The 26,999-nt window shown below is 71.4% G+C and carries 15 protein-coding genes; 8 read left to right on the top strand and 7 right to left on the bottom strand.

The window, feature by feature from the left end; genetic code table 11:
- Both MNZ39_RS06375 and nuoB read right to left on the bottom strand, forming a co-directional pair.
- Positions 1–1,128 carry an NADH-quinone oxidoreductase subunit D gene (locus tag MNZ39_RS06375; protein WP_242336221.1) on the bottom strand — a complete coding sequence of 376 codons (1,128 nt, stop codon included), beginning with the start codon at positions 1,126–1,128 and terminating at the stop codon, positions 1–3.
- Between the two features lie 19 nt (positions 1,129–1,147).
- Positions 1,148–1,666 carry an NADH-quinone oxidoreductase subunit NuoB gene (gene nuoB / locus MNZ39_RS06370; protein ID WP_374109392.1) on the bottom strand — a complete coding sequence of 173 codons (519 nt, stop codon included), beginning with the start codon at positions 1,664–1,666 and terminating at the stop codon, positions 1,148–1,150.
- Between the two features lie 217 nt (positions 1,667–1,883).
- On the opposite strand from nuoB, the gene MNZ39_RS06365 reads away from it, so the two are divergent.
- Together MNZ39_RS06365 and MNZ39_RS06360 are read left to right on the top strand one after the other, a co-directional pair.
- Entirely contained in the window at positions 1,884–2,591 is a 708-nt protein-coding gene (locus MNZ39_RS06365) for a TetR/AcrR family transcriptional regulator (protein ID WP_242336217.1), read from the top strand.
- Positions 2,592–2,775: 184 nt separating this feature from the next.
- Positions 2,776–5,145 carry a hypothetical protein gene (locus tag MNZ39_RS06360; RefSeq protein WP_242336214.1) on the top strand — a complete coding sequence of 790 codons (2,370 nt, stop codon included), beginning with the start codon at positions 2,776–2,778 and terminating at the stop codon, positions 5,143–5,145.
- A 75-nt stretch (positions 5,146–5,220) separates the two neighbouring features.
- On the opposite strand, the gene MNZ39_RS06355 is transcribed toward MNZ39_RS06360, so the two are convergent.
- Entirely contained in the window at positions 5,221–5,481 is a 261-nt protein-coding gene (locus MNZ39_RS06355; RefSeq protein ID WP_242336211.1) for a hypothetical protein, read from the bottom strand.
- Here MNZ39_RS06355 and MNZ39_RS06350 point away from each other — a divergent pair.
- Positions 5,480–8,407: a protein kinase gene (locus tag MNZ39_RS06350; RefSeq protein WP_242336208.1), complete on the top strand. Its 2,928-nt coding sequence runs from the start codon at positions 5,480–5,482 to the stop codon at positions 8,405–8,407. The genes MNZ39_RS06355 and MNZ39_RS06350 overlap by 2 nt on opposite strands.
- Positions 8,408–8,437: 30 nt before the next feature.
- Here MNZ39_RS06350 and MNZ39_RS06345 read toward each other — a convergent pair whose 3' ends face one another.
- Positions 8,438–10,201 carry an MOSC and FAD-binding oxidoreductase domain-containing protein gene (locus tag MNZ39_RS06345; protein ID WP_242336205.1) on the bottom strand — a complete coding sequence of 588 codons (1,764 nt, stop codon included), beginning with the start codon at positions 10,199–10,201 and terminating at the stop codon, positions 8,438–8,440.
- 296 nt (positions 10,202–10,497) lie between these two features.
- Positions 10,498–11,505: a choice-of-anchor D domain-containing protein gene (locus tag MNZ39_RS06340; protein WP_242336202.1), complete on the bottom strand. Its 1,008-nt coding sequence runs from the start codon at positions 11,503–11,505 to the stop codon at positions 10,498–10,500.
- Positions 11,506–11,962: 457 nt separating this feature from the next.
- Here MNZ39_RS06340 and MNZ39_RS06335 point away from each other — a divergent pair, with 457 nt between their 5' ends.
- The 4 genes from MNZ39_RS06335 (at position 11,963) to MNZ39_RS06320 (ending at position 17,750) form a co-directional block, all read left to right on the top strand.
- Complete coding sequence (locus MNZ39_RS06335) at positions 11,963–12,889, top strand: SDR family oxidoreductase (protein ID WP_242336200.1); 927 nt, start codon at positions 11,963–11,965, stop codon at positions 12,887–12,889.
- A 221-nt stretch (positions 12,890–13,110) separates the two neighbouring features.
- Positions 13,111–14,598, top strand: a complete 1,488-nt coding sequence (locus MNZ39_RS06330; RefSeq protein ID WP_242336198.1) for an Ig-like domain-containing protein — start codon at positions 13,111–13,113, stop codon at positions 14,596–14,598.
- Between the two features lie 254 nt (positions 14,599–14,852).
- A complete protein-coding gene (locus tag MNZ39_RS06325; protein ID WP_242336195.1) occupies positions 14,853–16,352 on the top strand; it encodes a helix-turn-helix transcriptional regulator in 1,500 nt (499 codons plus the stop codon).
- A gap of 150 nt (positions 16,353–16,502) precedes the next feature.
- On the top strand, positions 16,503–17,750 hold the full coding sequence (locus MNZ39_RS06320; protein ID WP_242336192.1) for an NAD(P)/FAD-dependent oxidoreductase: 1,248 nt from the start codon (positions 16,503–16,505) through the stop codon (positions 17,748–17,750).
- Between the two features lie 185 nt (positions 17,751–17,935).
- Here MNZ39_RS06320 and MNZ39_RS24830 read toward each other — a convergent pair whose 3' ends face one another.
- Positions 17,936–19,012, bottom strand: a complete 1,077-nt coding sequence (locus tag MNZ39_RS24830) for a sensor histidine kinase KdpD (protein WP_242336189.1) — start codon at positions 19,010–19,012, stop codon at positions 17,936–17,938.
- Positions 19,013–19,189: 177 nt separating this feature from the next.
- Between MNZ39_RS24830 and MNZ39_RS06310 the strand changes: the two genes are divergently transcribed.
- Positions 19,190–20,317, top strand: coding sequence for a sensor histidine kinase KdpD (locus tag MNZ39_RS06310; protein WP_242336186.1), 1,128 nt, complete (start codon positions 19,190–19,192; stop codon positions 20,315–20,317).
- 72 nt (positions 20,318–20,389) lie between these two features.
- On the opposite strand, the gene MNZ39_RS06305 is transcribed toward MNZ39_RS06310, so the two are convergent.
- The gene (locus MNZ39_RS06305; RefSeq protein WP_242336183.1) at positions 20,390–26,884 is read right to left on the bottom strand and encodes a S8 family serine peptidase; all 6,495 of its coding nucleotides are present in this window, start codon (positions 26,882–26,884) and stop codon (positions 20,390–20,392) included.
- Between the last annotated feature and the right edge of the window lie 115 nt (positions 26,885–26,999).

Below are 26,999 nucleotides of genomic sequence, written 5' to 3'. Positions count from 1 at the left end.
TCAGCGATCGATCTCGGGAGCGATCACGTCCAGGCTGGCGATGAGCGCGACCAGGTCTGCGACCATGAGCCCGGGTGATACGGCTTCGATGATCCCCATCGCCGCGAAGCTCCCGGTGCGGATGCGTACGCGCCACGGGGTGTTCGAGCCGTCGGACACGACGTAGTACGCCATCTCCCCGCGCGCGGACTCGACCCGGGAGAAGGTCTCGCCTGCGTCTGGTCTGACGTTCCTCGGCACCCTGGCCCGGATCTCGCCCTCCGGAATGGTCTCGAGCGCCTGGCGTACGATCCTGGAGGACTCCGCCATCTCGAGGCAGCGAACGTAATAGCGGTCGAAAGAGTCGCCGACGGTGCCGCAGAACCCCTTGCCCACGGGCACCGAAAACTCGAAGTGCGAGTAGGCGCCATACGGCATGTCGCGGCGGAGGTCCCAGTCCACCCCCGAACCGCGCAGGTTCGGCCCGACGAGGCCGTAGTCGATCGCTGTCGGGCCCGGGATGACCGCCACGTTCGCGAGGCGCTTCACGAAGATCTGGTTGAACGAGATGAGCCGATCGAACTCGACGAGGAACTTGTCGAAGTGGTCGAGGAACCGGAGGGCCTTGTCCCTCCACCCCGTCGGCAGGTCGAACGCGACGCCGCCGATCCGGTGATAGTTGTACGTCAGGCGGGCGCCGCAGAGCTCTTCCATGAGATCGTTGATGGCCTCGCGCTCGCGCACCCCGTGCAGGAAGCCCGTGAAGGTGCCGACGTCCATTGCCATCGTGCCTGCGGCCACGAGGTGACTCGCGATCCGATTCAGCTCACAGGAGATGACACGCAGCCACTGCGCGCGAGACGGTACTTCCACGCCGAGGAGCTTCTCCAGCGCGATCGCGTAGCCCTCGTTGGCGAACATCGCCGCCAGGTAGTCCACCCGGTCGGTGAAGGGAACGAAGGCGGCGTATCCGATTCGCTCGGCAGACTTCTCGATCGAGCGGTGTAGATACCCGACCTCCGGGGTCGCCCGCTTCAGCACCTCGCCATCCGTCTCGACGAGGAAGTTGATGACGCCGTGCGTGGCCGGGTGCTGCGGGCCGAAGTTGACCAGCATGGTGGACTCGGTACGGTCCGCTCGCTCGTCCATGTCGATGTCCTCTCGGTTCCTAGCGCGACGCAGCTGCTGGGCGGCGCCGCGTGGCCCAGCGCTCGCCGCGGATGATCTCTTGCAGCCGAAGGAGGCCCTCGATGACGGCCTCGGGCCGGGGCGGGCATCCCGGCACGTAGACGTCGACCGGGATCACCTTGTCGACACCCTTGCAGACGGAATAGGCGTTCTGGAACAGCCCGCCGCAGTTCGAGCAGGAGCCCATCGAGATGACGTATTTCGGCTCCGGCATCTGCTCGTACAGGAGCTTCACCCGCGCGGCCATCTTGTACGTGAGGGTGCCGGCGATGATGATGAGGTCGGCCTGGCGTGGCGACGCTCGCGGGATCGCTCCGAAGCGCATCACGTCCGCCCGCGGACCGCCGAGCTGCATGATCTCGATGCCGCAGCACGCGAGACCGAAGAGCAGGAAATAGAGCGAGCTCTCGCGGGCCAGGTTGATGAGGTCGTCGAGCCGGCTCGTGTGGGAAAGCGCGACGTCACCTCCGAGCCCGCGAGCCATCCGCTGAGCGGCCATTCTCGATCCCTCCCGACGCCCGGCGCGCCCTTGACCGGCGTTCGACGAGCATGTGAGCATGCTCAGAAATGAGCATGCTCAGTAACGCGAAGCGCGGCGCCGGTCAAGGTCTCGAGAGCCGTTGACGGTGCGGGCGCCCGTCCGGGATAACTCGCTGTCGCCGAAGTGCGGCAGCGGAAGCGATGCGCTAGGCGTTCCGCACGGATCGAGGGTTCACATGAATCATCGTGGTCGGCCCGGTCGCCGCGTTCCCAGCGGCGGCGCCCGCTCGGGGCTTCGGGAGCGCAACAAGGAGCAGAAGCTCGAGCGGATCGTGCGCGCGGGACGGGCGCTCTTCGTCCAGAAGGGGTTCGACGAGACGACGACTCGGGCCATCGCGGCGAAGGCTGGGGTCGCCGCCGGCACCTTCTTCCTCTACTTCAAGGAGAAGCGCGAGCTCCTGTTTCACCTCTTCAAGGACGAGGTCTCCGCCGTCCAGGAGAAGGCTCTCGCGTCGGTGCCGGGCGACGCGCCGCTGGTGGAGCAGATCGGGCACGTCTTCGGCAGTTTCTACGCCTACTACGCCAGGGACCCTCGCCTCTCTCGAGTGTTCATGAAGGAGCTCCTCTTCCTCGAGGTGGGAGAGAGCGACGACGTGCTCGCATTGACGCGGGGCTTCGTCGCGCGCCTCGCGGAGCTCGTCGCCCGCGCGAAGGACCGCGGCGAGATCGAGCCGTCCGTGGATCCCATGCAAGCGGCTACTCATGCGTTCGCGCTGTACGTGTTCGGGGTGGTTGGCTACCTCAACGGCGCGTTCCCCACGCCCGACCTCGCTCGGACGCAGCTCGAGCACCAGCTGGAGCTGCTCATGCAGGGCCTCGCCCGAAGCCGCGGCGAGCGCCGAGCGCCGAGCTCGCGCCAGAAGGCGACGATTCGCTCGGAGTGAGCGATGCGATGGAACCCGCGCCGCGCTCCCGCCGCGCCGCGCGATGCGCAGGGCGCCGCGTGGACGCGGAGTGCGATACCGGCGCACCCCCACGCCACACGCACCGTGACGGCGCCTCCTTGACCCGTGCGATCCGCCGCGTAGCATGCTCGGCACGTTCGGTGAACGACGGAGTCTCCCGATCATGCCCACGCCACGTCTCGCGACCGCGATCCCGCTCGCCCTGACTCTCACCCTCGTCGCCGCGTGCAGCGGAGGAGGCGACGGCAGCGGAGGCGGCGGTCCCGTGTCGTGCCAGTCCGGCGCGTGCCCGGCGGGGCAGCTCTGCGACCCATCGCGGAACCAGTGCGTCCCGAGCGGCGGCGCGTGCTCGATGGAGCGACCCTGCCCGGCGGGTCAGGTCTGCGACCTGTCGAGCGGCGCGGGCGTGTGCAAGGCGTCCTCGACCGCGTGCTCGTCCTCGACGTGCACGGCGGGCGCGTGCTTCTTCGGGGCGTGCACCGTGTGCGACGTCAATGTCTCCTGCCCGGCGTCGGGCGCGACCTGCGACGCCGCCGCGTCCATCGACGCGCTCCTGCCCGGGCCGATCGCGCTGATGGGGGACTTCGGGGGAAAACCGTTCACGTCGGACGTGCTCGGGTCGGGCGCCGACGGATACCAGGCGGTGTTCGCGTTCGACCTCGCGGAGCCGCGGGTGCTCACGGGCGACGCCGACTTCCAGGACGGCCTCATCGGCAGCTCCCGGGTGTGGATCCTCCGCGCGGACTGCGCGACGAGCGTGGTCGAGGCGCTGTTCACGCCCTGGTCCGAGGCGAAGACGCTCGCCCCTCGCTACCTCCCAGCCGGCAAGTACTTCGTCGTGCTCTTCTCCGACGCCGCGACGGCGCGCTACGCCGTCCGCCTCCGCTTCGCCGCGCCCGACGGGGCCCCGGGGAACAGCTGCGAGGCGCCGCTCCCGCTCGTGCCCGACGCGAGCGGCGCGATCGACGTCTCGGGCGACCTCACCGGCCGCTACCAGTTCGTGCCGGACGAGCAGTGCACGGGCGAGGGGCGGGGCATCCCGGAGGTGGCATACCGGCTCGACCTTCCGGAGCGCTCGTACGTGCTCCTCTCGGTCGCGGGCGTGGCGGGCTCCGGCGACTACCCCACCGTCGAGCTGAAGACCGACTGCTCCGCGCCGACGAACGCGTTCTCCTGCAACCAGTTCCCGATCCGGTCGAGCCAGCTCGAGTTCGGTCGGTTCCAGGTCTCGCAGCCGCTCGAGGCGGGCACGTACGCCGTGGTGGTGCACGGCGATCTCGACGATCTGGACGGCCACCCGTACACGCTGAAGGGCCGCGTCGAGCCCTGGGCGACGAACGACACCTGCGGCGCGGCGACGCCGCTCGTCCTGGCCTCCGGCGCCGCCACCGCGCAGGGCGACGGGAGGTACGCGACCGGCAGCGGCTGCGGCTGCGGAGGGACCTCCTACTGGTGCGACGAGTTCTTCTCCTTCTCGACGGCAAGCTTGGGCGACCGCTCCGCCGTCATCCGCGCCACGGCCGCGACCGCCACGTCGCGCCCGCTGCTCACGCTGCTGAAGGCTTGCGGCACCGCCGCGGCGGACTCGCTCGCCTGCGACCAGAACCCGTACCCCGGCGGCGACTCCGTCTCCGAGCTGCGCTTCGACGCGCTCCCGCCCGGCGACTACTGGGTCGGGGTCGCGGTGTCGGACGCCTACGACGTGCAGGTCACGCTCGGCGAGCCGAGCTATCCGCCCGTCCCGAACGACACGTGCACGACCGCGACGACGCTCGACCTCGTCTCGAGCACGGTCGCGCGCGTCGTCGGCGACACGCGCGGGGCGGCGGACGACGTCGGCGGGAGCTGCGGCCCCGCGTCGGCGGGCTCCGGCGGCGACGCAGCGTTCCGGGCGGTGCTCCCCGGACGCGGCACGGTGAAGCTCGACGTGGCCGGGCAGGATACGTTCTCGACGACCTCGACCCTCCGCTCCGATCCCGTCATCCGCCTCGATCCCGCGTGCTCGGGCGCGCCCGAGCCGAGCTGCGTCGACGCGACCGGGATCGGCGGCCGCGAGGTGGCGGCGCTGAAGGTGGACGGGACCTCGACCGCGTTCTGGGTCGACTCCGGGCAGGCCGACGGTCCGTACACGGTGCGCGCCGACTTCGTCGCGCCGCCGGCGAACGACCTCTGCTCCGGCGCGGAGGCCATCGTCGTGGGCGAGAAGGACGACCTCTCGCTCGCGTTCGCGGATCCGCTCGCGGCGTGCGCCTCGACGGGTCCGGACGTCTACTACAAGTACACGTGGACCGGCACGAAGCCCGGCACCGTCACGGTCTCCGTGTCGCCGACCGGGTTCGATGCGGTGCTCCGCGCGTGGGGCCCGAGCGCCGACGGGTGCACTCCGGCGTCGTGCCCTCCCCTCGTGGACGCGGGCGGCGTGGGCGTGTCCGAATCGGCGTCCGTGGCGCTGCGCACCGGCGAGACCGCGTGGTTCCAGGTCGGCGCCAGGGACGCGGGCGGGCCGTACGGGATCGGCATCGGGACCTACTGAGCGCGATGCGCACGGCGAGGCCGGCGCTCGCCCCGAGCGCCGCCGGGCGACGGGGCGATCCCGCCGCCGCGCGGGTCACTCCTCGATGCCGCTGATGGGCGGCGCCTCGGCGCGGTCGCGCTCCCCCACGTCGGCGTGTCCGCTCTCGTCCGCTTCCCCGGGCGCGGCGCCGGGCCGGGGCACCGGGTGACGGTGCGGCTCCGCGGGATGCTGCTGCGCCTCCGGATGTCCCGCGCGCGCCGGCTTGCGCCCGACGGTGCTCTCCGTCCACCTGACCCCGGGTGGGAGGCTCGCGTCCGGCGGCTCCCGGGCGGCATACACTCCGTCAGACGCCATGACCGGGGAGCCTCCGCCAGCCCCGAGGTCGCCGGAGCCGTTCACCCTATCGGCCCTGCTCCAGGCGCTCGCGCGCGACACGGCTCCGAGCAGCCTCGCCCGCGTTCCGCCCGGCCCCGGCGAGAAGGTGGGCCGGTTCGAGGTCGTGCGCGAGCTCGGGCGCGGCGGGTTCGGCGTGGTGCTCGAGGCGAGGGACCCACTGCTCCACCGTCGCGTCGCGCTGAAGCTCGTCAGGCCCGGCCGGCGCGTCGATGCGGGCGGCCCCGAGCTGGCGGAAGCCGCGGCCGTCGCGCAGCTCGCACACCCCAACATCGTGGACCTGCACGATGCCGGGGTGAGCGACGCAGGACCCTTCCTCGTCTTCGAGAAGCTCGAGGGAGAGCCGCTCTCGAGCCGGCTCGAGCGCGGTCCGATGCCGGTGGCCGAGCCGGCGCGGATGGTCCTCGAGGTGGCGAAGGGCCTCGCGCACGCCCACCGGAATGCGGTCGTCCATCGCGACCTCAAGCCCTCGAACGTGTTCCTCTGCGCGGACGGTCGGGTGAAGGTGCTCGACTTTGGCCTCGCCCGCATCTTCGGAAGGCGCCGGACGATCGAGGGCGGGACGCCGGGGTGGATGGCACCCGAGCAGCGACGCGGGGCCCCGGAGGACGAGCGCACGGACGTCTGGGCGCTCGGAGCCATCCTCTTTCGCGCCCTGGCGGGCAGAGACCCCGCGGAACACCGGCTCACCATCGAGGAAGAACCGCAGCTGATGGCGCTCCTCGAGCGGATGCTCGAGCACGACCCGGTGAAGCGGCCGCGGGACGCGACGGAGGTCGTGCAGGCCCTCGAGCCGATCGTGCGCACGATCGAGGCGCGGCAGGGGCGGGCGACGATTCGCGTCCGCCGCAGGGTGCCTCGCACCGTCCGGCGAGCTGCGGCCGCGCTGTCGATCCTGGCCGCGGCTGCGGTGTTCGCCTGGCGGTTCGTTCCGGGGCCACGGTCGCTTGCTCCCGCACGGCCGCCGCTCGTCGCCGTCGCCGATTTCACGAACGAGACGGGGGACCCCGATCTCGACGGCCTGGGGGGCCTCGTCGGAACCGCGCTCCAGGAGTCGCCGGGACTGCGCGTGCTCACCCGCAGCCGCATGCGCGACCTCCAGCGCACGATCGGAGACGAGGGTGGGGACCGCATCGACGAGTCGACGGGGCGCGAGATCGCGAAGCGCGCGGGGGTCGGGGGACTGCTCGTGGGCTCCGTCAGCCGCATGGGCGAGCTGGTCCTCGTGGAGCTGCGAGCGATCGATCCGCAGCGCGACGAGTACCTCTTCACGCACCGCGAACAGGCGCGGGGCAAGTCCGAGGTGCTGGCGCTCGTCGATCGACTCGCGGTCCGGGCGAGGCAGCAGTTCCTCGGGGATCGCGGTCCTTCGACCTACTCGGCACCCATCGCACGGCTCGTCACGCCGAACCTCGAGGCGTATCGGCACTACGCGACGGGAAGGTCGCTCGAGGAGCGGAACCTCCCCGGCGCACAGGACGCTTACCGCGAGGCGATCGAGCTCGACCCCGAGTTCGCGCTCGCCCACTTCGCGCTCGTCACCGCGGCGTCTCGGGAGAAGGCCCCCATCGGCGAGCTCGGGGCGATCGCCACCGCGGCGATCCAGGTGGCCGACCGCGCCCCCTGGCGCGAGGCACGGCTGATCCGCGCCTGGAACGCGATCGTGGAGCGGCGCGTGGCCGATGCTCGAGCGCTCTTCAAGGAGGTCCTGGAGCGTCATCCCGACGACAAGGAGGCCCTCGCGCTGTACGCGTCGGTGGCGGCTTCGCCCGAGGAGGCGCTCGCGTACCTCGAACGGGCTCTCCTGGCCGATCCCATGTACGTCCCGGCACAGGAGCAGATGGTCGGTGCCCTGCGTGACCTCGGTCGCGAGGCGGAGCTGCTCCCGCTCGCGCGTACGTGGCTCGCGCAGCCGCCGGCACCTCGTCGCCTGGGGGCGGCGGCGCTGGCCCTCGCGGCCGCCGGTGATCTCGACGGTGCGCTCGAGGCTGCGAAGCGCGAGGACCTCCTGTCCCCGGGTCGATCGACGCTCGAGGCGATTCACCTGGCCCGGGGCGAGTACGTCGAGGCCGAGCGGGTGGCACGCGAGCGTATCGAGCGATCCGGGAAGGGAATCGGCTGGCTCGCGGTGTCGCTCACGTACCAGGGGCGCAGGAGAGAGGCGCTCGCGGTCCTGGAAGAGGCCTCGCGCGGCGGCTCGCTGGCAGCCTACGCCGCCCTCGGGATCGCCGCCGCCGATGGACCGACCGAGCGACTCCGCGCGCGCGCCCGGGCGCTGGTCGCCGCCCAGCCGTCACTCGATTGGCTCGCCGCGCTCGCGCTCGCGCTCGCGGGCGACGTGCCGGAGGCCGAGCGCTACGCGGGGGCGTTGTCGCGCGACCAAGCGGATCCGGGCAGCACCGTCTTCCCGGACGAGGTCCTTTCCGTCGCGACCTTCGTCCGAGCAGTCGCCGCGCGTGCGCGCGGCGATCCAGCGACGGGCCGCGCCATGCTCCGCGACCTCGTGGCATCACGGCGCTTCAAGGCGCGACTCGTCTGCGCGTTCGCCCTCGGACAGGCGTGCGCCGAGGACGGCGATCTCGGATGCGCCGTCGCTGCGCTGCGGCAGTACAGGACGGACCATTCGCCGGTCGTCCTGTTCCAGAACTGGATGTTCCCCCGCTCGGCGCTGCTCCTCGCTGAGGTTTTGGAGCGGCAGGGCCAGGTGGACGAGGCGCGCGGCCTCGTGCAGAGATTCCTTTCGGACTGGCGCAACGCCGACCGCGACCTGCCGGAGCTCGCCCGGGCGCGTGCGCTGTGCACGCGCGTCCGGTGTCACCCGGCGCCGCCCGCCCGCGACTCCCTGCGACAGGGCAGGGATCCGGCGGGACTTGGCCGCGAGAACTGAATGAGCGTCAAGGCGATCGTCGTTCGCGCTTCACAGGTCGAGCACCACATCGCCCTCCGGTCGCGAGCAGCAGATGAGCGCGGCGCCAGGGCCCGGCGGCTCGACGGGTTCGGGCTCGTAGCGGACGCTGCCGGAGACGAGGAAGCTCTCGCAGTTGTGGCAGACGCCCGTCCGGCAGGACCAGCGCACGGGCACGTCGCACGCCTCCGCGAGCTCCAGCAGGCTCTGGAACCGCGAACACCAGCGCGTCTCGAGCCCGCTCCGGGCAAAGGACACGATCGGCCCTTCACCGGGGCGGCCCTCGGGCTGATGCGGACGAACGCGGGCCCCAGGAGCGATCCCAGGCGTCAAGGACGGTCCGGCACCGAAGACCTCGGTGTGGATCCTGCCGGGCGCGACGCCCTGGCCCGCGAAGCCAGCCCGCAGGTCGGCGAGGAACGCCGGGGGCCCGCACAGGTAGAAGTCGGCGTCGTGGGGTACCCCGAGCTCCTCGAACGCCGAGACGGTCAGGTGCCCGGGCGCGTCGAAATCGACGCCCAGGCGGTCGGTCGGGGCGGGCCGGCTGTAGCGCACGTGCGCGTGGGCGTTCGGGAGCGCTCGGAGGAGCGCCCGCGACTCCGCGGCGAAGGCATGGCTCGCGCGATCGCGGGCACCGAACAGCCACCAGACGTGGCGTGGCGTGCGCGCGGCCGCGAGCGCGTGCAGCATCGCGAGCACCGGCGTGGCGCCGACCCCCGCGCTGGCGAGCACCACTGCGTTCCATCCAGGACGGAGCGTGAAGCTCCCGCGAGGCGCGCTCACGTCGAGCGTGTCGCCGGCGTGGACGTGGTCGAAGATGTAGCCGCTCGCCACACCGTTCACCTCGCGCTTCACGCTCACGCGGTAGCGCTCCGCGCTGGGGACGTCGGAGAGCGAATAGCTGCGCACGACCGGCGGTGCGGAAGGATCCGGGCGGACGCGCAAGACCACGAACTGCCCGGGGAGCGGCACGGCCAGCGGTGATCCGTCCACGGCCTCCAGGGTGACCGAGAGGATGCTCGCGCTCTCCTGCGCCAGCCGGGCGACGCGCATCGGTCGGAAGCCCTCCCACGCGGGCGCCGGCGCGACGTCGGGTGCGAGCCCGGAATTGCCGGCCGGCGGCCCGCCCGCTCGTTCCTGCGCGAGGAGCGCGCGAAAGGACCCCTGCCATCCGGCGCTCAGCGCCGGGATGCGCAACGCCCGCTCCAGCCGATCGGGTGGGTGCCCGGGCAGGTAGAGGAGCGCGTCGATCTCGGCGACGGTCATCTCCTCAGGGCCCCGAGCGACGCGGATGATGTCGTCGCCCGCTCCGACCTCGCCCTCCTGGATCACGCGGAAGTAGAAGCCGGGCCGGTGGTGGGCCACGAGCAGGGCCGCCATGCGCGGCTCCCCCATGCGCATCCCGACGCGGAAGCAGGTCACGCGGGGCTGCGTCACCTCGAAGACCGCACCTCCGATCCGGTAGCGATCGCCGATGCACACCTCGTCGTCGGCGAGCCCTTCGACCGTGAAGTTCTCTCCGAACTGTCCAGGGTCCAACGGACCGCGCCCCAGCGCTCGTTCCCAGTACCGATACGACGCGATCTGGTAGACGAGCACGGCCCGGTGCTCGCCGCCGTGGCCCATGAGGTCTCCCTGGGCGTCCCCGTCCACGTCGAGGCGCCGCACCATGCGGCGGCCGGTGACGGGAGCCTTCCAGACGGAGGTATGGACCATGCGCCCGTACCAGGCGACATCGCGCGGCAGACCGACGTTCACCGAGAGCAATCGAGGCACCGGAGCTCCTCCCTGCGATCTCCTCGCGACCACGCCCGACACGCAACGGACGGCCGGGCGTACTCGCGGCGCCTCCTCTGCGTAGCGGTTGGCTCGACCGGTAGGTAAGTGGGATGAGCGACTCGCGCTGCCCGATGCTCGATTCGCCGGCGCGCAGCCAGGCGCTCCTCTGCGGTGGCCGCACCCACCCGAGCCGCTCGGAAAGCGCCCGGTAGAAGGGACGCAGCGCCGTGAGAAGCAGAGGGGGAGGGGCCGCGCTGGCGCCCTCCCCCTCGTTCACCATCCGCGAAGACCTGCTACGGCACGACCTTGCTCGTCGCCGTCGCGACGTCGGCGTCGGGATCCGGGTCGACCACCGTCGCGGTCCAGGTGACGACTCCTGGCCCCGCGGGCGCGTAGGTGGGGAAGGACACCTTCGCGGTGGCGGCGGGCGCGAGCGTCACGTCCTGGCTGGCCGAGTACACGATCTCCGTCACACCCTGGGCGTCGGTGACGGAGCCCTCCACGTGGACCGCCACGGTCCCGGCGACCGTCCCGGCGTTCACGACCGACACCTTCGGCGCGGCCGTGCCGCCGCGCGAGAGGTCGAGCCGCTTCGGCACCGAGAACCGGGTGACGTCCACGTCCACCACCGCGCTCGGCTGGCTCTGGCCCGTGCCGCTGACGGTGAGCTGGACCGTCCCGGTCGCGGCGTCGTCGTTCGCGATCTGGAAGCACCCGCTGTCCGCCGACGCGTCGGTCGGCGCGTACTTCACGGTGAGCGTCTGGGAGCCGCCGGGCGCGACCGTGAACGAGGCCGAGGGCGACGCGCTGAACTCGGCGGACGTGCCGGTGCAGCTCGACACCGAGGTCACCGTGAGATCCACGCTCCCCGTGTTCGACACGGTCGCGGTCTGCGTGGCGGAGCTGCCGACCGCCACGGTGCCGAACGCGATGGAGGTCGGCGCCACCGCGATCTTCGGCGCGGGCGCGACCGGGAAGCTCGTCGCGTCTCCCGGCAGCGTGCGCGCGGTGATCTCGTCGACGTTCGTGACCTTGTCGCCGTCGGAGTCCTTGGGCTCGGCGGCCGTGAGCGCTGACGTGATGCCGGAGGCGATCCCGGCGCGCACGTCGGTGCCATACGGGTTGAACGTGCTCGTTCCGCCGCTGCCGTGGCAGGTCGTGCAGCTGTCGAGGGCCGTGCCGGAGGTCCCGTACTTGGAGTTGAACGTCGAGAGGTACGTGGAGAGCGCGCTCGCGGAGAGCGGCGCGGCAACAACCCCGGCGAGTACGGCGACGACGGCGAGGTGCTTGATCCGGTGCATCGTGTTCCCTTCTCCGGGCGACTCGCCCGGCGATGAGGGGGCTCGGAGACCGCCCCTGCTGCGGGTTCATCCCGCGTGCAGCGGGTGCCCCCTGCTGCACGCAGGACGCCGCCATGCCGCGTGGCGGAGCACGAATGCCGACCGAGAAGCACCATGATCGTGTGACGTCAAAATAACCCGGGGTTTACGTGGACCCGGTATCCGCCGCGCGCGGAGGGTCGAGTGCGCGGCGTTCCGCGGATGTGCTCCGCCCGCCCTCAGCTCGCCACCTCGGATTTCCGAGCGCCATCATCGAATTACGGCGTGCCGCGATCCCCGGTGGGTGCGCGCGGCGCGCGCGCCGCTCGGCGTGAAGTCCCGGCGCGCGGACGGCCGTGGCCGCTCATCTGGGGACCCGCCGCGCGCCTGCGCCAGCGCCGGGCTCCGGTTATGCGCGAGGCGCAACTGGGGGGATTCCATGAGACCGCTCGAGGGAAAGATCGCCGTCGTCGCGGGCGCCACGCGCGGGGCCGGGAGGGGCATCGCGACGGCGCTCGGCGAGGCGGGCGCCACCGTCTACTGCACCGGGCGCAGCGTCCCCGGGAGCCCCGGGATGAAGGGGCGGCCGGAGACCATCGACGAGACCGCCGCCCTCGTCACCGCGCGCGGCGGCCGGGGCATCGCCGTCCGGGTCGATCACACGGTGCCGGACGAGGTGGCGCGGCTGTTCGAGCGCGTGGGCGAGCTCGACATCCTGGTGAACGACATCTGGGGCGGCGACGACCTCGTCGCGTGGGGCAAGCGGCTCTGGGAGACGAAGCTCGAGGACGGCCTCACCCTCATCGACCGGGCGATCAAGACGCACGTCATCACGAGCTACCACGGCCTCCCGCGCATCCGTCGGGGAGGGCTCGTGGTGGAGATCACCGACGGCGACGGCTACTTCTACCGCGGCCACTTCTTCTACGACCTCGTGAAGACGACCGTGATCCGGATGGCGTTCGCGCTCTCGCAGGAGCTGAGCGGCCGCGGCGTCACGGCGCTCGCGGTGACGCCGGGGTTCCTCCGCTCGGAGTGGATGCTCGATCACTTCGGGGTGACGGAGGCGAACTGGCGCGACGCGGCGAAGAAGGTGAAGCCGTTCATCGCGTCGGAGACGCCGCTCTTCGTCGGCCGAGGGATCGCCGCGCTCGCCGCCGACCCGAACGTCGCCGCGAAGAGCGGGCGGGTCTTCGCGTCCTGGGATCTCGGCGAGGAGTACGGCGTCACCGACGCGGACGGGACGCGTCCGCACTTTCTGCGGTGGACTCGGGAGCACCAGCCCGAGGTCGCGGCGGCCTGGCGGAAGCTCGACGACGCGTTCTACGCGTACTGGACCGCGATGCCCTACGACATGCCGGGGTGACGCGCGGTCGTCACCGGCGGCGCGGACGGCCCTGCCGACGGGCGGCCCTGCCTGGGCATCGCCCTCACCCTCGAGACCAATAGAGACAGAGGGCGGCCTCGAACTCGCGTGAAGCGGGATCGCGGAGCCCGAGCGGGAGAGCGACCCGCAGTGGTCGTCGGCGGCGGCGCCGCGGCCCGTCCGGTGAACGACCTCTCGTGGGCGCGCGCAGGAGGTACCCCATGCAGCGGCTCCTCGGACCTTGGATGCTCGCATGCATGCTGAGCCTCGCCTCGTGTGGTGGTGGTGGTAAGGGCGAGCAAAGCGGTCCACAGACGCCGGTCGGCTCTGTCACGGTCACGCCGGGCGAGCTCACGTTGGTGGTCGGCGCATCGCAGCAATTGACGACGAGTGTCCGAGATGAGGCCGGTAATCCACTGACCGGACGGGCCATCACCTGGTCGAGCACCGAGCCAGCGGTCGCCACCGTCTCCGACGCGGGCAACGTGACGGCCGTCGGTGCAGGGTCGGCGACGATCACCGCCAGCTCGGAGGGAAAGAGCGGCAGCGCCACGGTCACGGTGTCGGTCGCTCTTCCGAGATCCGCGTCGCTTGCGACTGGCGGCGCTCACACCTGCGCCCTCACGACGGGGGGATCTGCGTTCTGCTGGGGTCGCGGTGAGAGCGGGCAGCTCGGGATACCGATTCCGACGACGACGTGCGAACTGCAGACGGGGACGTTTCCGTGCAGCCGTGTCCCGGTCGCGGTCGGGGGCGGGCTCGCGTTCGCGCAGCTGGCGGCGGGCGGCTCCCATACGTGCGGTCTAACGAACGAGGGGGTGGCGCATTGTTGGGGAAACAATGTGAGTGGCCAGCTCGGCGACAGCTCCAGCAACAATCGCGACACTCCGGTACCCGTCGCGACCGAGCTCAGGTTCGTCGCCATCGACGCGGGTGCCCAGCACACGTGTGGGCTGACCAGTGATGGCGCCGCGTATTGCTGGGGAGCCAATGACCGGGGGCAGCTGGGCACCGGGACGACGAGCTCCAGCTCCGTACCCGTGGCCGTGACTGGCGGCCACACCTTCCAGCAGATAGCGGCTGGCGGTTTCGAAGTCTCCGAACCGGGTTATCGGATCGGCCAGAGCTGTGCGCTCACCCTCACCGGCGCGGCGTACTGCTGGGGCGATAACGAATCGGGGCAGCTCGGGATCGGAGGGCGCGACCTCACTGCGCACCCAGTGCCCGCGCCCGTCTCCGGGGACATCAAGTTCGTGGCGCTGACCACCGGGCTTGCCAGTCACACCTGTGGTGTGACCGCCGCGGGTTCTGCCTATTGCTGGGGCCAGAACAGCTTCGGTGCGCTGGGTAATCCTTCGGTGGGCGACAGCTTCGTGCCAGTCCCTGTGTCCGGCGGGTTGGCCTTCGTCCAGTTGATAGCCGGTGGGTTCATCGGCCATACCTGTGGGCTGACGGCGAGCGGAAAGGCGTACTGCTGGGGCGAAAACGAGCTGGGGCAGGTCGGCGACGACTCCACGATCGATAGGTTCGCGCCCTCGGCGGTCGCAGGCGATCTCTCATTCAACGCCTTGGATGCCGGCTACCGCCACACCTGTGCCCGTGCGACCTCGGGGACCCTTTACTGCTGGGGCGCCAACGGCGCCGGCCAGCTGGGCGACGACTCGACCAGCCCACGAGACGTGCCGACGGAGGTCGTGGGACTGCCGTGAGACGGACCTCCGGTCGATGACGGTGCAGCGAGGTCTCGCCTCGACGTGGCCGCCACGCGGTGGGCGATGGGAGGCGCGTCCGCGTGCGCGTCGCTGCCGGTCACCCTAAGGACCGTCTCATGGAGGACTCGACCGGCGACCTCGCTCGCGGGCGCGAGCACTACCGGCTCAAGGCCTGGGGCGAGGCGTACACCTCGCTGACCCGCGCCGATGGGCGCTCCCCGCTCGGCGCCGAGGATCTCGAGCTCCTGGCGGTGTCGGCGTACCTCGTCGGCCGGGACGGCGAATACCTGGATGCCCTCGACCACGCCTACCGCGCCCACCTCGCCGCATCGAGGTCGGCTCGCGCCGCCCGGTGCGCGTTCTGGATCGGCCTGCGATTCCTGCTCCGGGGAGAGGCCGGACGGGCGACCGCATGGCACGCGCGCGCGGGACGGTTGCTCGAGCATGAGAGCAGCGAATGCGTGGAGCGCGGCTACATGCTCTTGCCGGTCGCGGAGCAGCGGCTCCGGTCGGGCGACACGCAGGGTGCGTTCTCCATCGCCGGCGCGGCCGCGAACACGGGCGAGCGTTCTGGCGAGGAGGACCTCGTGGCCATCGCCCGTCACCTGCAGGGACGGGCACGGCTGCACGAAGGGCGGGTGAAGGAAGGGCTGGCGCTCCTCGACGAGACCATGCTGGCGGTGACCTCCGGGGAGCTGTCGCCCATTCCTACCGGGCTTCTGTACTGCAGCATCGTCGAATGCTGCCGCAGCGTTCACGCGCTGGAGCGCGCCAGGGAATGGACGGCCGCGCTGGCACGCTGGTGTGACGGCCAGCCGGAGATGGTGTCGTTCACCGGAGCCTGCCGCGTCCACCGGGCAGAGGTGCTGCAGCTGGGCGGCGACTGGTCAGCGGCCATCGACGAGGCGCGGCGCGCCCGCGAGCGGGCCGCGACCGATCGGCCGTCGGCTGCTGAGGCAGCCTATCAGCTGGGCGAGATCAGCCGCTTGCGTGGCGAGCAGGCGGCTGCCGAGGCGTGGTTCCTCAGCGCGAACGAGGAGGGGCGAGAGCCTCAACCCGGGCTGGCCCTGCTGCGCCTGGCGCAGGGGCGCGTCGGTGCCGCAGTCGCCGCCCTCCGTCGAGTGGTGGGAGGGACGGCAGATCCCCTGGTCCGGACTCGCCTGCTCCCGGCCTACGTGGAGATCTTGCTCGCCGGCGGCAAGGTGGAGGAGGCCCGCGCCGCCAGCGACGAGCTGCAGGCCATCGCGCAGCGCTTCGAGACGGGCGTGCTGTGCGCGCTGGCGCTGCAGGCGCGCGGCACGGTCGAGCTTGCGGAGGGGAACGCGACGGCGGCACTCGACCTGGTGCGCAGGGCCTGGAGCATCTGGGCCGAGATGGAGGCGCCCTATCAAGCTGCGCAGGCGCGCCTGGTGACCGGGCTGGCGTGCCGCGCGCTCGGCGACGACGAGGGGGGCCGGCTGGAGCTGGAGGCGGCGCGGCGGATGTTCGCGAAGCTCGGAGCCGCGCCCGACGCCGCCCACGTCGACTCGCTCGCGAGGCTCGACAGCTCCCGCCGCCCTCACGGCCTGACGCCACGGGAGCTCGAGGTCCTCCGCCTCGTCGCTGCGGGCAAGACCAACAAGGCCATCGCCGCCGCGCTCCGCCTGAGCGAGAAGACGGTGGACCGACACGTGAGCAGCATCCTGGGGAAGCTGCACGTCCCCTCGCGGGCGGCCGCGACCGCCTTCGCGTACGAGCACGAGCTCGTCTGATCCGCTCCGCCGGGAGTGCGGAGAACCACCCATCGCCTGGGCACCGGCGATGGGTGGTTCTCCCGATGCCGGCGGCGCGGCTCCTTCCTACGCATGCGTCTGGTCGAAGAGCGCTTCGCCCTGTCGCATGGGCTTCACCGGGAGGACGGAATGTACGATGCCATCGTCGTCGGCGCCCGCTGCGCCGGATCGCCCACCGCCATGCTGCTTGCACGGAAGGGCTACAGGGTGCTGCTGGTGGATCGGGCGAGGTTTCCCAGCGACACCATCTCCACGCACATTCTCTGGCCCCATGGCGCCGAGGCCCTGGCGCGGTGGGGTCTCCTCGACGCGCTCGCGGCCACGGGGCTTCCGCCGATCTGCCGGCGCATGTCCCTCGACGTCGGCCCCTTCGTGCTCCGGGGCACCATCCGCGGCGCCAATGGCGGCCGGGGGGGATTCTGTCCGAGGCGCACGATCCTCGACGGCCTCCTCGTGAACGCCGCGGCGCGGAGCGGCGCCGAGGTGCGCGAGTCCTTCACGGTCGACGACCTGCTCTTCGCAGACGGCGCGGTCGTCGGGCTCCGGGGGCGAGGCGCCGGGGGGAAGCAGGTCGAGGAGCGGGCCCGGATCGTCATCGGCGCTGACGGCGTTCACTCCTTCGTCGCCGCGGCCGTGCGGGCCCCCGAGTACGACACGCGCCCGATCGCCGTCTGCGCCTACTATTCCTACTTCAGCGGCGTTCGGCAGGAAGACCTCGAGCTGTATCTGCGCGAGCGCTGCGCGTTCGGCGGAGCCCCCACCCATGACGGGCTCCACCTCGTGATGGTGAACTGGCCCGCCCAGCGCTTCGCCGAGGTGCGGGCCGACGTCGAGGCCCACGTCGCGCAGGCGCTCGCGCTGGCGTCGGACTTCGGCGCCCGGGTATCGCAGGGAACGCGCGAGGAGCGCTGGTACGGTGTCGCCGGCGTGCCCGGCTACTTCCGGCGGCCGTACGGCGCCGGGTGGGCGCTCGTCGGCGACGCCGGCTACTGCAAGGACCCGATGACGGCGCAGGGCATCAGCGACTCCTTCATCGACGCCGAGCGGCTCGTCGAGGCGCTCGATGCAGGCCTGTCCGGCCGCGGCCCGCTCGAGGACCTCCTGGCCGCTCACGAGGCGGCCCGGAACGAGCGCGTTCGACCGATGTACGAGCTCACCAACGAGATCGCCACGCTCGAGCCGCCGCCGCCCCCGCTCCAGGCGCTCTTCGCCGCGCTGCAACACAACCAGCCCGCGACGGATGCCTACCTGTCGGCGATGACCGGTGCGACGCCCCTCCCCGAGTTCATGTCCGAGGAGAACGTCGCGCGGATCATCGACGCGGCGAGAGCTGGAACGAGCGAGCGGGACGGCAGCAGCTCGCGATACGTGGGATGACCGAGCCGCGCGACGGTCGGCGCCTCGCGGCCACCGCTTCCCAGGAGTGGGTTCTGTAACCTTCAGCCCCTGTCGTTCGTGGTCATGACCAAGCGCGAGCTGGCGTGGCGCCCGGCGCACCCGAGCTGGCGGCAGGGATTGGTTGCGGCATGACCGGCGGGACAGCGACGAAGGGAGCCGTCGGGTTACGCCGAGACCGGCATCTCGATGGTGAAGATGCAGCCCTTGCCGGGCAGGTTGCGGACGGTGATGTCTCCACCGAAGGCCTTCACCGCCTTGCGGCTGATGTTCAACCCGAGCCCCAGTCCCGTGCGGTCCTGGCCCCGTCGCTTGCCGAACGGCGTGAAGAACGCCTCGGAGTTCCCCTCGGGGAGCCCGCCGCACTCGTCTTCCACCTCGATGGAGACGAGGGCGTCCGCGCAGACGGTGCGCACCGTCACGTAGCCGTGGGGGACCGAGTACTTGAAGGCGTTCTGGATGAGGTTGAAGAGCGCCGACGAGAGGAGCTGCGGGTCGGCCTTGACCATCACGTCGTCCGGCACGTCGGCGAAGGTCACGTTCATCTCGCGCTGCGCCGCCTGCAACGACGCCGCGCCCTCCGCCTCGTGCAGGAACCGGGCGATGGACATCCGCTTCGGCTCCTGGCTCCCGGCGGCGAGTCGCACCTCGGAGATCGTCGTGTCGAGGAGGTCGCGCATCGCCGCGAGGCTGCGCTCGACGATGGACCCGGTGCTCCCGGCGACCGCCACCCGCCCGCTCTTCACCGCCGCGAACGAGAGCATCGCCGTCGACAGACGGTTGCGCAGCTCGTGCGTCAGGTAGCCGAGCCGCTCCGCCTCGCCTTCGCCGAGCGCCTCCTCTCGCTGGCGGCTGAACTCGGTCACCGCTCCGGCGATGGCGTCGTCGAGGCAGCCGTTCAGGGTCTGGAAGTCCTTCGCGCTGATCTCCACGTGCTTGACGACCGCCGTCTCCGTGATGGCCTGGCAGAGGTCCCCGTAGTCGTGAACGAGCTGAGCCACGCTGAAGTTCTTCGCCAGCGCCTCGCCGCCGTGCTTGCCTGCGCTGTTCCCGATGGCGGTGCTGGAGAACGGCTCGGAGCTCGACCGCAGCCGCAGCGTCTCCGAGAGCTGGGACAAGAAGAGCGGTAGCCCGTGCTCCAGCTCCAGGGCGGAGACGGTGGGCCACCTCCTCGCCATGATCTTCGCTCGGGCGAGAGAGAGGATGTCGTTCTTGTCGCTGGTGATGAAGTCGTAGAGGCTCACGACCTGCTCGTGCCCGGCAGGAACGCGCCGGTGCCAGGCATCTTGGCTGTAAATATTAGGCTTTCGCCGGGCAGTAACCAGTCCCCAGTCGCATGAAAGCCGGCGAGCTCGCAGCCGCCTGCGCCCTCATGGTGTACTACTCCGCCCACCCAGGATTGCTGGCTCGCGGAGCGGAGCATGACCTTGATCACACACGAGTTTCTGACGCGCGAACGCGACCGCATCATGGCGGAGTGGGAGCGCGCGATCCACGCGGAGCCGAGACCCATCCCGCTGGAGGACTCGGCCCTCCGGAACGATCTTCCGGAGTTCCTCGACGCGCTGGCCACCTGGATGAAGGCGCCGGATGCACCTGCCGGTGGCATGCTCCAGGGCCTTCCCATCACGCATGCGAAGCAGCGCCTGAAGCACGCGTACCAGCTCGCCCAGCTCATCACCGAGTTCCGCGTGCTGAGAGCGACGATCCTGCGGCTCTTGCTGCACGCCGAGGCCGAGGAACAGGCAGGCTCCGTCGATCTCATGGAAGGAATGGAGCGCCGCGTCGTCGAGCTCGCGCGGCTGAACGCGGGCCTCGATCAGGCGATCAGCGACTCCGTCGAATACTTCGTGGAGGAGCGGGAGCGAATCCGCGAGCGCTTCATCGGAGTGCTGGGCCACGATCTCCGCTCGCCCCTCAGCGCCATCCTGATGAGCGCAGACCACATGCTGCGGTCGGGCCGCCTCGCGCCGGGTCTCGACCGCGCCGCCGGGCGAATCGCCCGCAACGCGGAGCGCATGAGCAGGATGGTGCGCGACCTGCTGGACCTCTCCCGCGGGCGCCTCGGCGACGGCATCCCGGTCGACACGACGACGCACGTGGACCTGGGCGAGGTCTGCCACGCCGCCGTCGAGGACGCGATCCTCACGAATCCTGATCGAGAGATCATCCTGAACGCCAGCGGTGATCTCTGGGGTCACTGGGATCGCGACCGTGCGTTCCAGGCGGTCGGCAATCTCCTCGCGAACGCCCTCAATTACGGTGAGGGGCCGGTGGTCGTCACTGCGGCATGTGCAAGTGAAGGCGCGGTCGTGCAGGTCACGAATCACGGTGAGCCCATCACCGAGGATCGCCTGCTGAGGCTCTTCGATCCGTTCCAGCGCGGCGAAGCAGGTGCAGGCAACCGAGAGGGGCTCGGCCTCGGGCTCTACATCGTCAGCGAGATCATGCGCGCGCACGGCGGAACGGTCGCAGTGAGCTCATCCCGCGAGGCTGGCACGACGTTCACGCTCACGTGGCCTCGCTCCGACTGCACGCCCACCGCTTGATCACGCGACGAGGCGAGCGCCCCTCCGCTGCGATGGGAGCCGGGGACGGCGAGCCGCCGTCCCCGGCCGTCCTCAGCGCGCCGCCGCGGACAGCGGGCAGGTGCCGGCGGCGAACGTGGCCGTGACCGACCTGGCCACCGACATCGTGACGGTGCACTGGCTCGCGGTGCCGTAGCACGCGCCGCTCCACGAGGTGAACGTGGCGCAGGCGCCCGGCGTCGCCGTCAAGGTGACGGACGAGCCGGTGCTCTCGTCCGCCGCGCAGCCGTCGGCGCTGCCCGACGTGCACGCGATGCCAGGGCCCGTGACGGTGCCCGAGCCGGTCCCCGCCGGCGTGACGGTGAGGCGGAACGTGCTCGGCTGGAACGTGGCCGTCACCGTCTTCGCCGACGACATCGTGACGGTGCAGGTGTCGCCGCTCGAGCTCGTGCAGCCGGTCCAGCTCTTCAGCAGGGCGCCTGCCGCGGGCGAGGCCGTGAGCGTCACCGCGCTGCCGTTCGCGACGGTCGTCACGCAGCCAGCCGGATCGCTGCACACGAGCCCCGCCCCGCTGATCGTGCCGGTCGCGCCGTAGCTCGAGGCCGGCTTGACCGTGAGCGCGTACGTGCTCGGCTGGAACGTCGCCGTGACCGTCTTCGCGGCGGTCATCGTGAGCGTGCAGACGTTCCCGGACGCGGAGGTGCAGCCGGTCCAGCTCTTCACGATCGAGCTGGCGTCCGGGGTGGCGGTCAGGGTCACGGTGGCGCCGTTCGCCACGACGGCGGTGCAACCTCCGGTGACCCCGGTGGTGCAGTCGATGCCCGGTCCGGTCACCGTCCCGGCCCCACCCTGGCCCGTCGCGTTCACGGTGAGCGCATACGTGCTCGGCTGGAAGTTCGCCGTGACCGTCTTCGCCGACGTCATGGTGACCGTGCACGTGGCGCCGGTCGCGGAGGTGCAGCCGGTCCAGCTCGCGAAGACCGACGCCGCCCCCGGCGTCGCGGTCAGCGTGAGGGTGGCCCCGTTCGCCTCGACGTAAACGCAGCCGGTCGTGGAGCCGCAGTCGATCCCGTCTCCCTGGACGCTGCCGCTGGCGTTCACGCCGGCGGTCTTCACGGTGAGCGCGTACGTGCTCGGCTGGAACGTCGCCGTGACCGTCTTCGCCGACGCCATGGTGACCGTGCAGGTCGCGCCGCTCGTCGTCGTGCACCCGGTCCAGCTCTTGAACAGCGACGTCGCGTCCGGGACTGCCGTCAGCGTGAGCGTGGCCCCGTTCGCCTCGACGTAGGTGCACCCGGTCGTGGAGCTGCAGTCGATGCCGTCGCCCTGGACGGCGCCGCCGGCGCCCGTCCCGGCGGTCTTCACCGTGAGGGCGTACGTGCTCGGCTGGAACGTCGCCGTGACCGTCTTGGCTCCGGTCATCGACACCGTGCACGTCGCGCCGCTCACGGAGGTGCAGCCGCTCCAGCTCTTCAGGATCGAGCTCGCGTCGGGGGCGGCGGTCAGGGTCACGGTCGTGCCGTTCGCGACGGCGGTGGTGCAGCCTCCGGTGACCCCGGTGGTGCAGGCGATGCCCGGCCCGGTCACCGTCCCGGCCCCACCCTGGGCCGTCGCGTTCACCGTGAGCGTATACGTGCTCGGCTGGAAGCTCGCCGTGACCGTCTTCGCCCCGGTCATCGAGACCGTGCAGACGTTGCCGGACGACGAGGTGCAGCCGGTCCAGCTCGCGAAGACCGACGCCGCTCCCGGCGTCGCGGTCAGCGTGATCGTGGCCCCGTTCGCCTCGACGTAGGTGCAGCCGGTCGTGGAGCTGCAGTCGATGCCGTCGCCCTGGACCGTGCCGCTGGCGTTCACGCCCGCGGTCTTGACGGTGAGCGCGTACGTGCTCGGCTGGAACGTCGCCGTGACCGTCTTCACCGACGCCATGGTGACCGTGCAGGTCGCGCCGTTCGTCGTCGTGCACCCGGTCCAGCTCTTGAACAGCGACGTCGCGTCAGGGACCGCCGTCAGCGTGATCGTGGCCCCGTTCGGCTCGACGTAGGTGCACCCCGTCGTGGAGCTGCAGTCGATGCCGTCACCCTGGACGGCCCCGCCGGAGGCCGTCCCGGCGGTCTTCACGGTGAGCGCATACGTGCTCGGCTGGAACGTCGCCGTCGCGGTGCGCGCGCCGGTCATCGAGACCGTGCAGACGTTCCCGGACACCGAGGTGCAGCCGCTCCAGGTCGAGAAGACCGAGGTCGCGTCCGGCGTCGCCGTGAGGGTCACGGTCGTCGCAGGCGTCGTGTTGGGCACCGAGGTCGTGCAACCGTCCGTCGAGCCGGTGGTGCAGGCGATGCCCTCGCCCGTCACCGTCCCGCGCCCGGTTCCGGCCGTCTTCGCCGTGAGGAGCCAGGTCGCCGGCTGGAACGTCGCCGTCGCGGTCCTCGCGCCGGTCATCGAGACCGTGCAGACGTTCCCGGACACGGAGGTGCAGCCGGTCCAGCTCGAGAAGAGCGAGGTCGCGTCCGGCGTGGCCGTGAGCGTCACGGTCGTCGCCGGCGAGGTGAGGGGCTCCGAGGCCGTGCACCCGTCCGTCGAGCCGGTGGTGCAGGCGATGCCCTCGCCCGTCACCGTCCCGCGCCCCAGCCCGGACGTCCTCACCGTGAGGAGCGCGACCGAGTGGAACGTCGCGGTCACCGTCTTCGCCCCCGTCATCGAGACCGTGCAGACGTTCCCGGAGACCGACGTGCACCCGGTGAAGCCCGCGAAGACCGACGGCGCGGTCGGCGTCGCGGTGAGCGTCACGGTCGCCGGCGGCGACGTGTTGGGGACCGTGGCCGTGCACCCCGCCGCCCCAGGGGTCAGGCAGGAGATCCCGTCGCCCGTCACGGTGCCCTGTCCCGAGCCCGAGAGCTCGACGGTGAGCGGATAGCTCGCGAGCGAGAAGCTCGCGGCCACCGTCCGCGCGGCGTCCATGCTGACGGTGCAGGTCGGAGCCGTGCCGGCGCAGGCGCCGCTCCAGCCGGAGAAGATCGAGCCGGACGCCGGCTGGGCGGTGAGCGTGACGGACGTGCCGGCCGCGAAGTCGGCCGAGCACGTGACGCCGCAGGAGATCCCGGCCGGAGTCGAGGTGACCGTCCCCACGCCGTCGCCGGTGAGGGAGACGTCGAGCAGGAACCCCGTCCCGATGTCGATCACCTTGCCGACGAAGTCGATGCCGGTCCCGGCGCACCACCCCGTGGGAGCGCAGTTGCTCGAATCGTCCCACGTGACGAGGAACTTGCCGCGCGCGAGCGGCACGACGTACGGATAGGACTGGTCCCCCGGCTTGCCCTCGATCCACAGGCCGTTCGGCGGCGCGAGCGGCGCGCCCGTCGGCCCGAGGCGCTGCACGAACACGTCCTGGTGGCCCGGCCGATCGTCGCTCCACGCGTACACCGCGCCGTCCGCGCCGTCCGACGCGACGGACGGCGAGAGCTGATTGCCCGCCGCCGTCGTGACCGGCACGCCGTCCGTGCCCCACAGCCGGTTCCCGTCTCGGTCGAACCGCTGCGTGTACACGTCCCAGCTGGCGTTACGGCTGTCGTGCCACACCACGAACGCGCCGCCACGGCCGTCCGGCGCCATCGTGAGCCGGGAGGGAGAATAGCCGGGCACGAAGGTGCTCGGAGTGGCGGTCAGGCCCGACGTGAGCGGAACGCCGCCGGGCGTCCAGAGGCTCTGGCCGAGGTGGTCCACCCGCACCGCGTAGAGGTCGCTCCGCGAGAGGAAGTTGGGGCCGGGCTTGAAGGGGAAGTTCCGGAAGTCGTGCCAGGCGATGATCGCGCCGCCCTGGCCATCCGGGAGGATGCTGGGCCCGAGGGCGATCTCCGGCACGCCCGGGGTCATCGACGTCTCCGGCGTGAGGAGCAGGCCGTTCTGAGCCCAGAGCGCCTGGCCGAGCGAGGTCAGGCGCTGGGCGTAGACGGTCTGGTATCCCGTGCGCGCATCGACCCAGGTCAGGATCGCGCCGCCGTAGTTGTCCGTCGCGATCGCGACTTCGGACTGGGAGCTGGCCGCCTGCACCACCGGAACGCCGTCGGTCTGCCACGCGATCGTTCCGCTCGCGTCGATCTTCTGCGCGTAGATGTCCGCATTGCCGTTGCGATAGTCCGTCCAGGCGACGATCGCCGTCCCGCTGCCCTTGGAGAGCAGGGTCGGCCGCTCCTGTCCTCCGGAGGCTTGACACACCCAGACCCCGTAGGTCCCCCAGAGCTTCTGCCCGGTGGCGCTCACTCGCTGGGCCCGGATGTGCTTGTCGTAGACGTTGCCCGTGTTGGCGCCCTCGACCCAGGCGACGATCGCGCCTCCTGCTCCGTCGGAGACGATCGCGGGGCGGATCTCCGCTCCCGGCGAGGCGGAGGTCAACGCCATCCCGTCCGTGCTCCAGAGCGGATTCCCGGAGGCGTCCACCCGCTGCATGAACAGATCGGGGTTCCCGTACCGCGTGTCGGTCCAGACGTAGAACGCCCCTCCGGCGCCGTCAGGGACGCCAGGGGGCTGCGTGCTGAGGTGGTGGAAGGGATCCCACTGCTGGGTGGAGTACGCCTTCGAAAGGGCGGTGCTGCAGTTGCTGATCGTGATGCCGGAGGCCAGGCGCGCGATCACCGGCAGCGCCGTGGAGCCACCCGGGTCCTCGGGAGAGTGGATCGTCAGGACGCCGGTCGCGTCCTCGAGGCGACTCAACGAGACGGACGTGAACGAAGGCGTCGTCGCCGTGGAGGCCTGCACGGTGAGCCAGGCGGGAGCGTCCGCCGACCAGCTCAGCGTACCGCCGCCGAGGTTGTAGACGTCCACCGGCAGCGTCCACTGCTGGCCCGCGCACGCCGTCGCCGGGACGTCGAACTCCAGCGGCTCCGCGAGCACCTTCAGGAGGGGCGGGTCCGCCGGCGGATCGAACGCCCTGGCGACCGCGGCGGCGGCGTCGAGCCTGCCCCACCCGTAGTATGGGTCGTACCCCGCGGTGTCGAGCGCCGGGTCCCCGACCGCGTCGCGCGCCGTGTGACGGATGATCGACTCGACCTGCGCCACCGTCAGCTGCGGGTTGGCGGACAGCACCAGCGCGGCGACGGCGGAGACGTGAGGCGTCGCCATCGACGTGCCGGCCTGCCGGAGGTAGCTGCCGCCGACGACGAGGTTCGCATCGCCGGTGCCCGCGGCGCGCAGCGAGAGGATGTTGCGGGCCGCGGCGTAGGGGGAGGCGGCGTCGGGGCCGCCGCCGGGAGCGGCGACGTCGACGAGGTAGCCCCAGTTCGAGAAGGACGCCTTCGAGTCGTCGGCGCCGGACGCCGCGACCGTGATCACGTCCTGTAGCTTCGCGGGGAAGGCATCCTTGACGTCGGCGTCGTCGTTGCCGGCGGCGAACGTGATCACGCAGCCGAGGCTCCGCGCCAGCGCGACGGCGTCGGCGATGGCGGCGTCGGTGCAGCCGGTGCCGTAGCAGCCCCAGCTGTTGCTGATCACGTCCGCGCCGTTCATCGCGGCGTACGTGACGGCGGCCGCGAGGGTCGAGAACGGCCCGTAGCCGGAGTCGTCGAGCCCCTTCACCGGCATGATCCGGGCCTGGTACGCGACCCCGATCACCCCGGCGCCGTTGTTCCCGGCTGCGGCGATCGTCCCCGAGACGTGGGTTCCGTGGCCCATCCGGTCCATCGGGTCGGCGTCGCCGTAGGCGAAGTCCCATCCGCGGACGTCATCCACGTAGCCGTTCCCGTCGTCGTCCACGCCCGGAACGCCGCCGAGCTCGGCCGGGTTGGCCCACACGTTCGCGGCGATGTCGGGGTGGTTGTAGTCGAGCCCCGTGTCCACGACCGCGACCACGGAGCCGGCGCCCGTCGCGACGTCCCAGGCGGCCGGTGCGCCGATCTTGGCGAGGGCCCAGAGATCGCCGTAGGCCTGTCCCCACGAGCCGGAGGACTGGAGATACGGATCGTCCGGGAGGGCCTGCGTCTTCGCGAGGCGATCCGGGACGGCGTACTCGACGTTCGGGTTGGCCGCGTAATCGAGCGCCATCTTCGCGACGTCGGTGTCCGCGGGGACCTCGAACACGTAGGTGCGGACCAGGTCCGGGAGCTCGGCGCGTCCTGCGCGCGAAGCCCTCGCGGCGAACCGGGCCCTGGACGCGTTCACCGTCTCGAGGAGCTTCCTCCGCCGATCCGCGATCGCGCCCTTGCCAGGGGCGGAGATCGCGCGCGCGAAGAGGGACGAGAACACCGGCCTCACCGCGCTCACGCGGTACTCGGCGTCGAGCCGGTCCAGGTCGGCGCCGCCGGAGCGCGCGTTCGCCGCGAACCTCAGGCCGAACCGGTGGATGACGTCGGCGGGCTCGCCGAGCGTGTCCCGGAACTTGACGATGAGGCGTCCCGGAGCCGACGTCGGGGGCTCCTCGGCGCCACGGTCGCTCCGCCCGGCGGCAGCCGCCTCCTGAGCGCGCTCTGCGCCCTGCACCGTGATCGAGAAGCGGCCGGCGGTCGCGGTCGACGATTCGTCCTTGCCCGGGACGCCCGAGCCGCAGCTCAGGCAGACGACGACGCAACACACCGCGATCGTCGCGGCGAGCAGTTGGCGCATGGAGGACCTCTGTGTGGGGACGGCGGTGCCGATCAGGCTACGAGACTACTTGTGAAGCAATCCTGGAGGGGATGAGGCACGCTGCCGCATTGTGCGGAGAAAAAGCTTGTCGGCG

This window comes from Anaeromyxobacter sp. SG66, assembly GCF_022690805.1.
Taxonomy (GTDB): Bacteria; Myxococcota; Myxococcia; order Myxococcales; family Anaeromyxobacteraceae; genus Anaeromyxobacter; species Anaeromyxobacter soli.
This window is presented reverse-complemented; position numbering and strand designations above follow the sequence as displayed.

Coding starts and splice junctions, on each gene's coding strand:
- MNZ39_RS06360 (WP_242336214.1), top strand. CDS start 2,776: ATGCCCACGCCACGTCTCGCGACCGCGATCCCGCTCGCCCTGACTCTC.
- MNZ39_RS06330 (WP_242336198.1), top strand. CDS start 13,111: ATGCAGCGGCTCCTCGGACCTTGGATGCTCGCATGCATGCTGAGCCTC.
- MNZ39_RS06365 (WP_242336217.1), top strand. CDS start 1,884: ATGAATCATCGTGGTCGGCCCGGTCGCCGCGTTCCCAGCGGCGGCGCC.
- MNZ39_RS06320 (WP_242336192.1), top strand. CDS start 16,503: ATGTACGATGCCATCGTCGTCGGCGCCCGCTGCGCCGGATCGCCCACC.
- MNZ39_RS06305 (WP_242336183.1), bottom strand. CDS start 26,884: ATGCGCCAACTGCTCGCCGCGACGATCGCGGTGTGTTGCGTCGTCGTC.
- MNZ39_RS06350 (WP_242336208.1), top strand. CDS start 5,480: ATGACCGGGGAGCCTCCGCCAGCCCCGAGGTCGCCGGAGCCGTTCACC.
- nuoB (WP_374109392.1), bottom strand. CDS start 1,666: ATGGCCGCTCAGCGGATGGCTCGCGGGCTCGGAGGTGACGTCGCGCTT.
- MNZ39_RS06310 (WP_242336186.1), top strand. CDS start 19,190: ATGACCTTGATCACACACGAGTTTCTGACGCGCGAACGCGACCGCATC.
- MNZ39_RS06335 (WP_242336200.1), top strand. CDS start 11,963: ATGAGACCGCTCGAGGGAAAGATCGCCGTCGTCGCGGGCGCCACGCGC.
- MNZ39_RS06355 (WP_242336211.1), bottom strand. CDS start 5,481: ATGGCGTCTGACGGAGTGTATGCCGCCCGGGAGCCGCCGGACGCGAGC.
- MNZ39_RS06375 (WP_242336221.1), bottom strand. CDS start 1,128: ATGGACGAGCGAGCGGACCGTACCGAGTCCACCATGCTGGTCAACTTC.
- MNZ39_RS06340 (WP_242336202.1), bottom strand. CDS start 11,505: ATGCACCGGATCAAGCACCTCGCCGTCGTCGCCGTACTCGCCGGGGTT.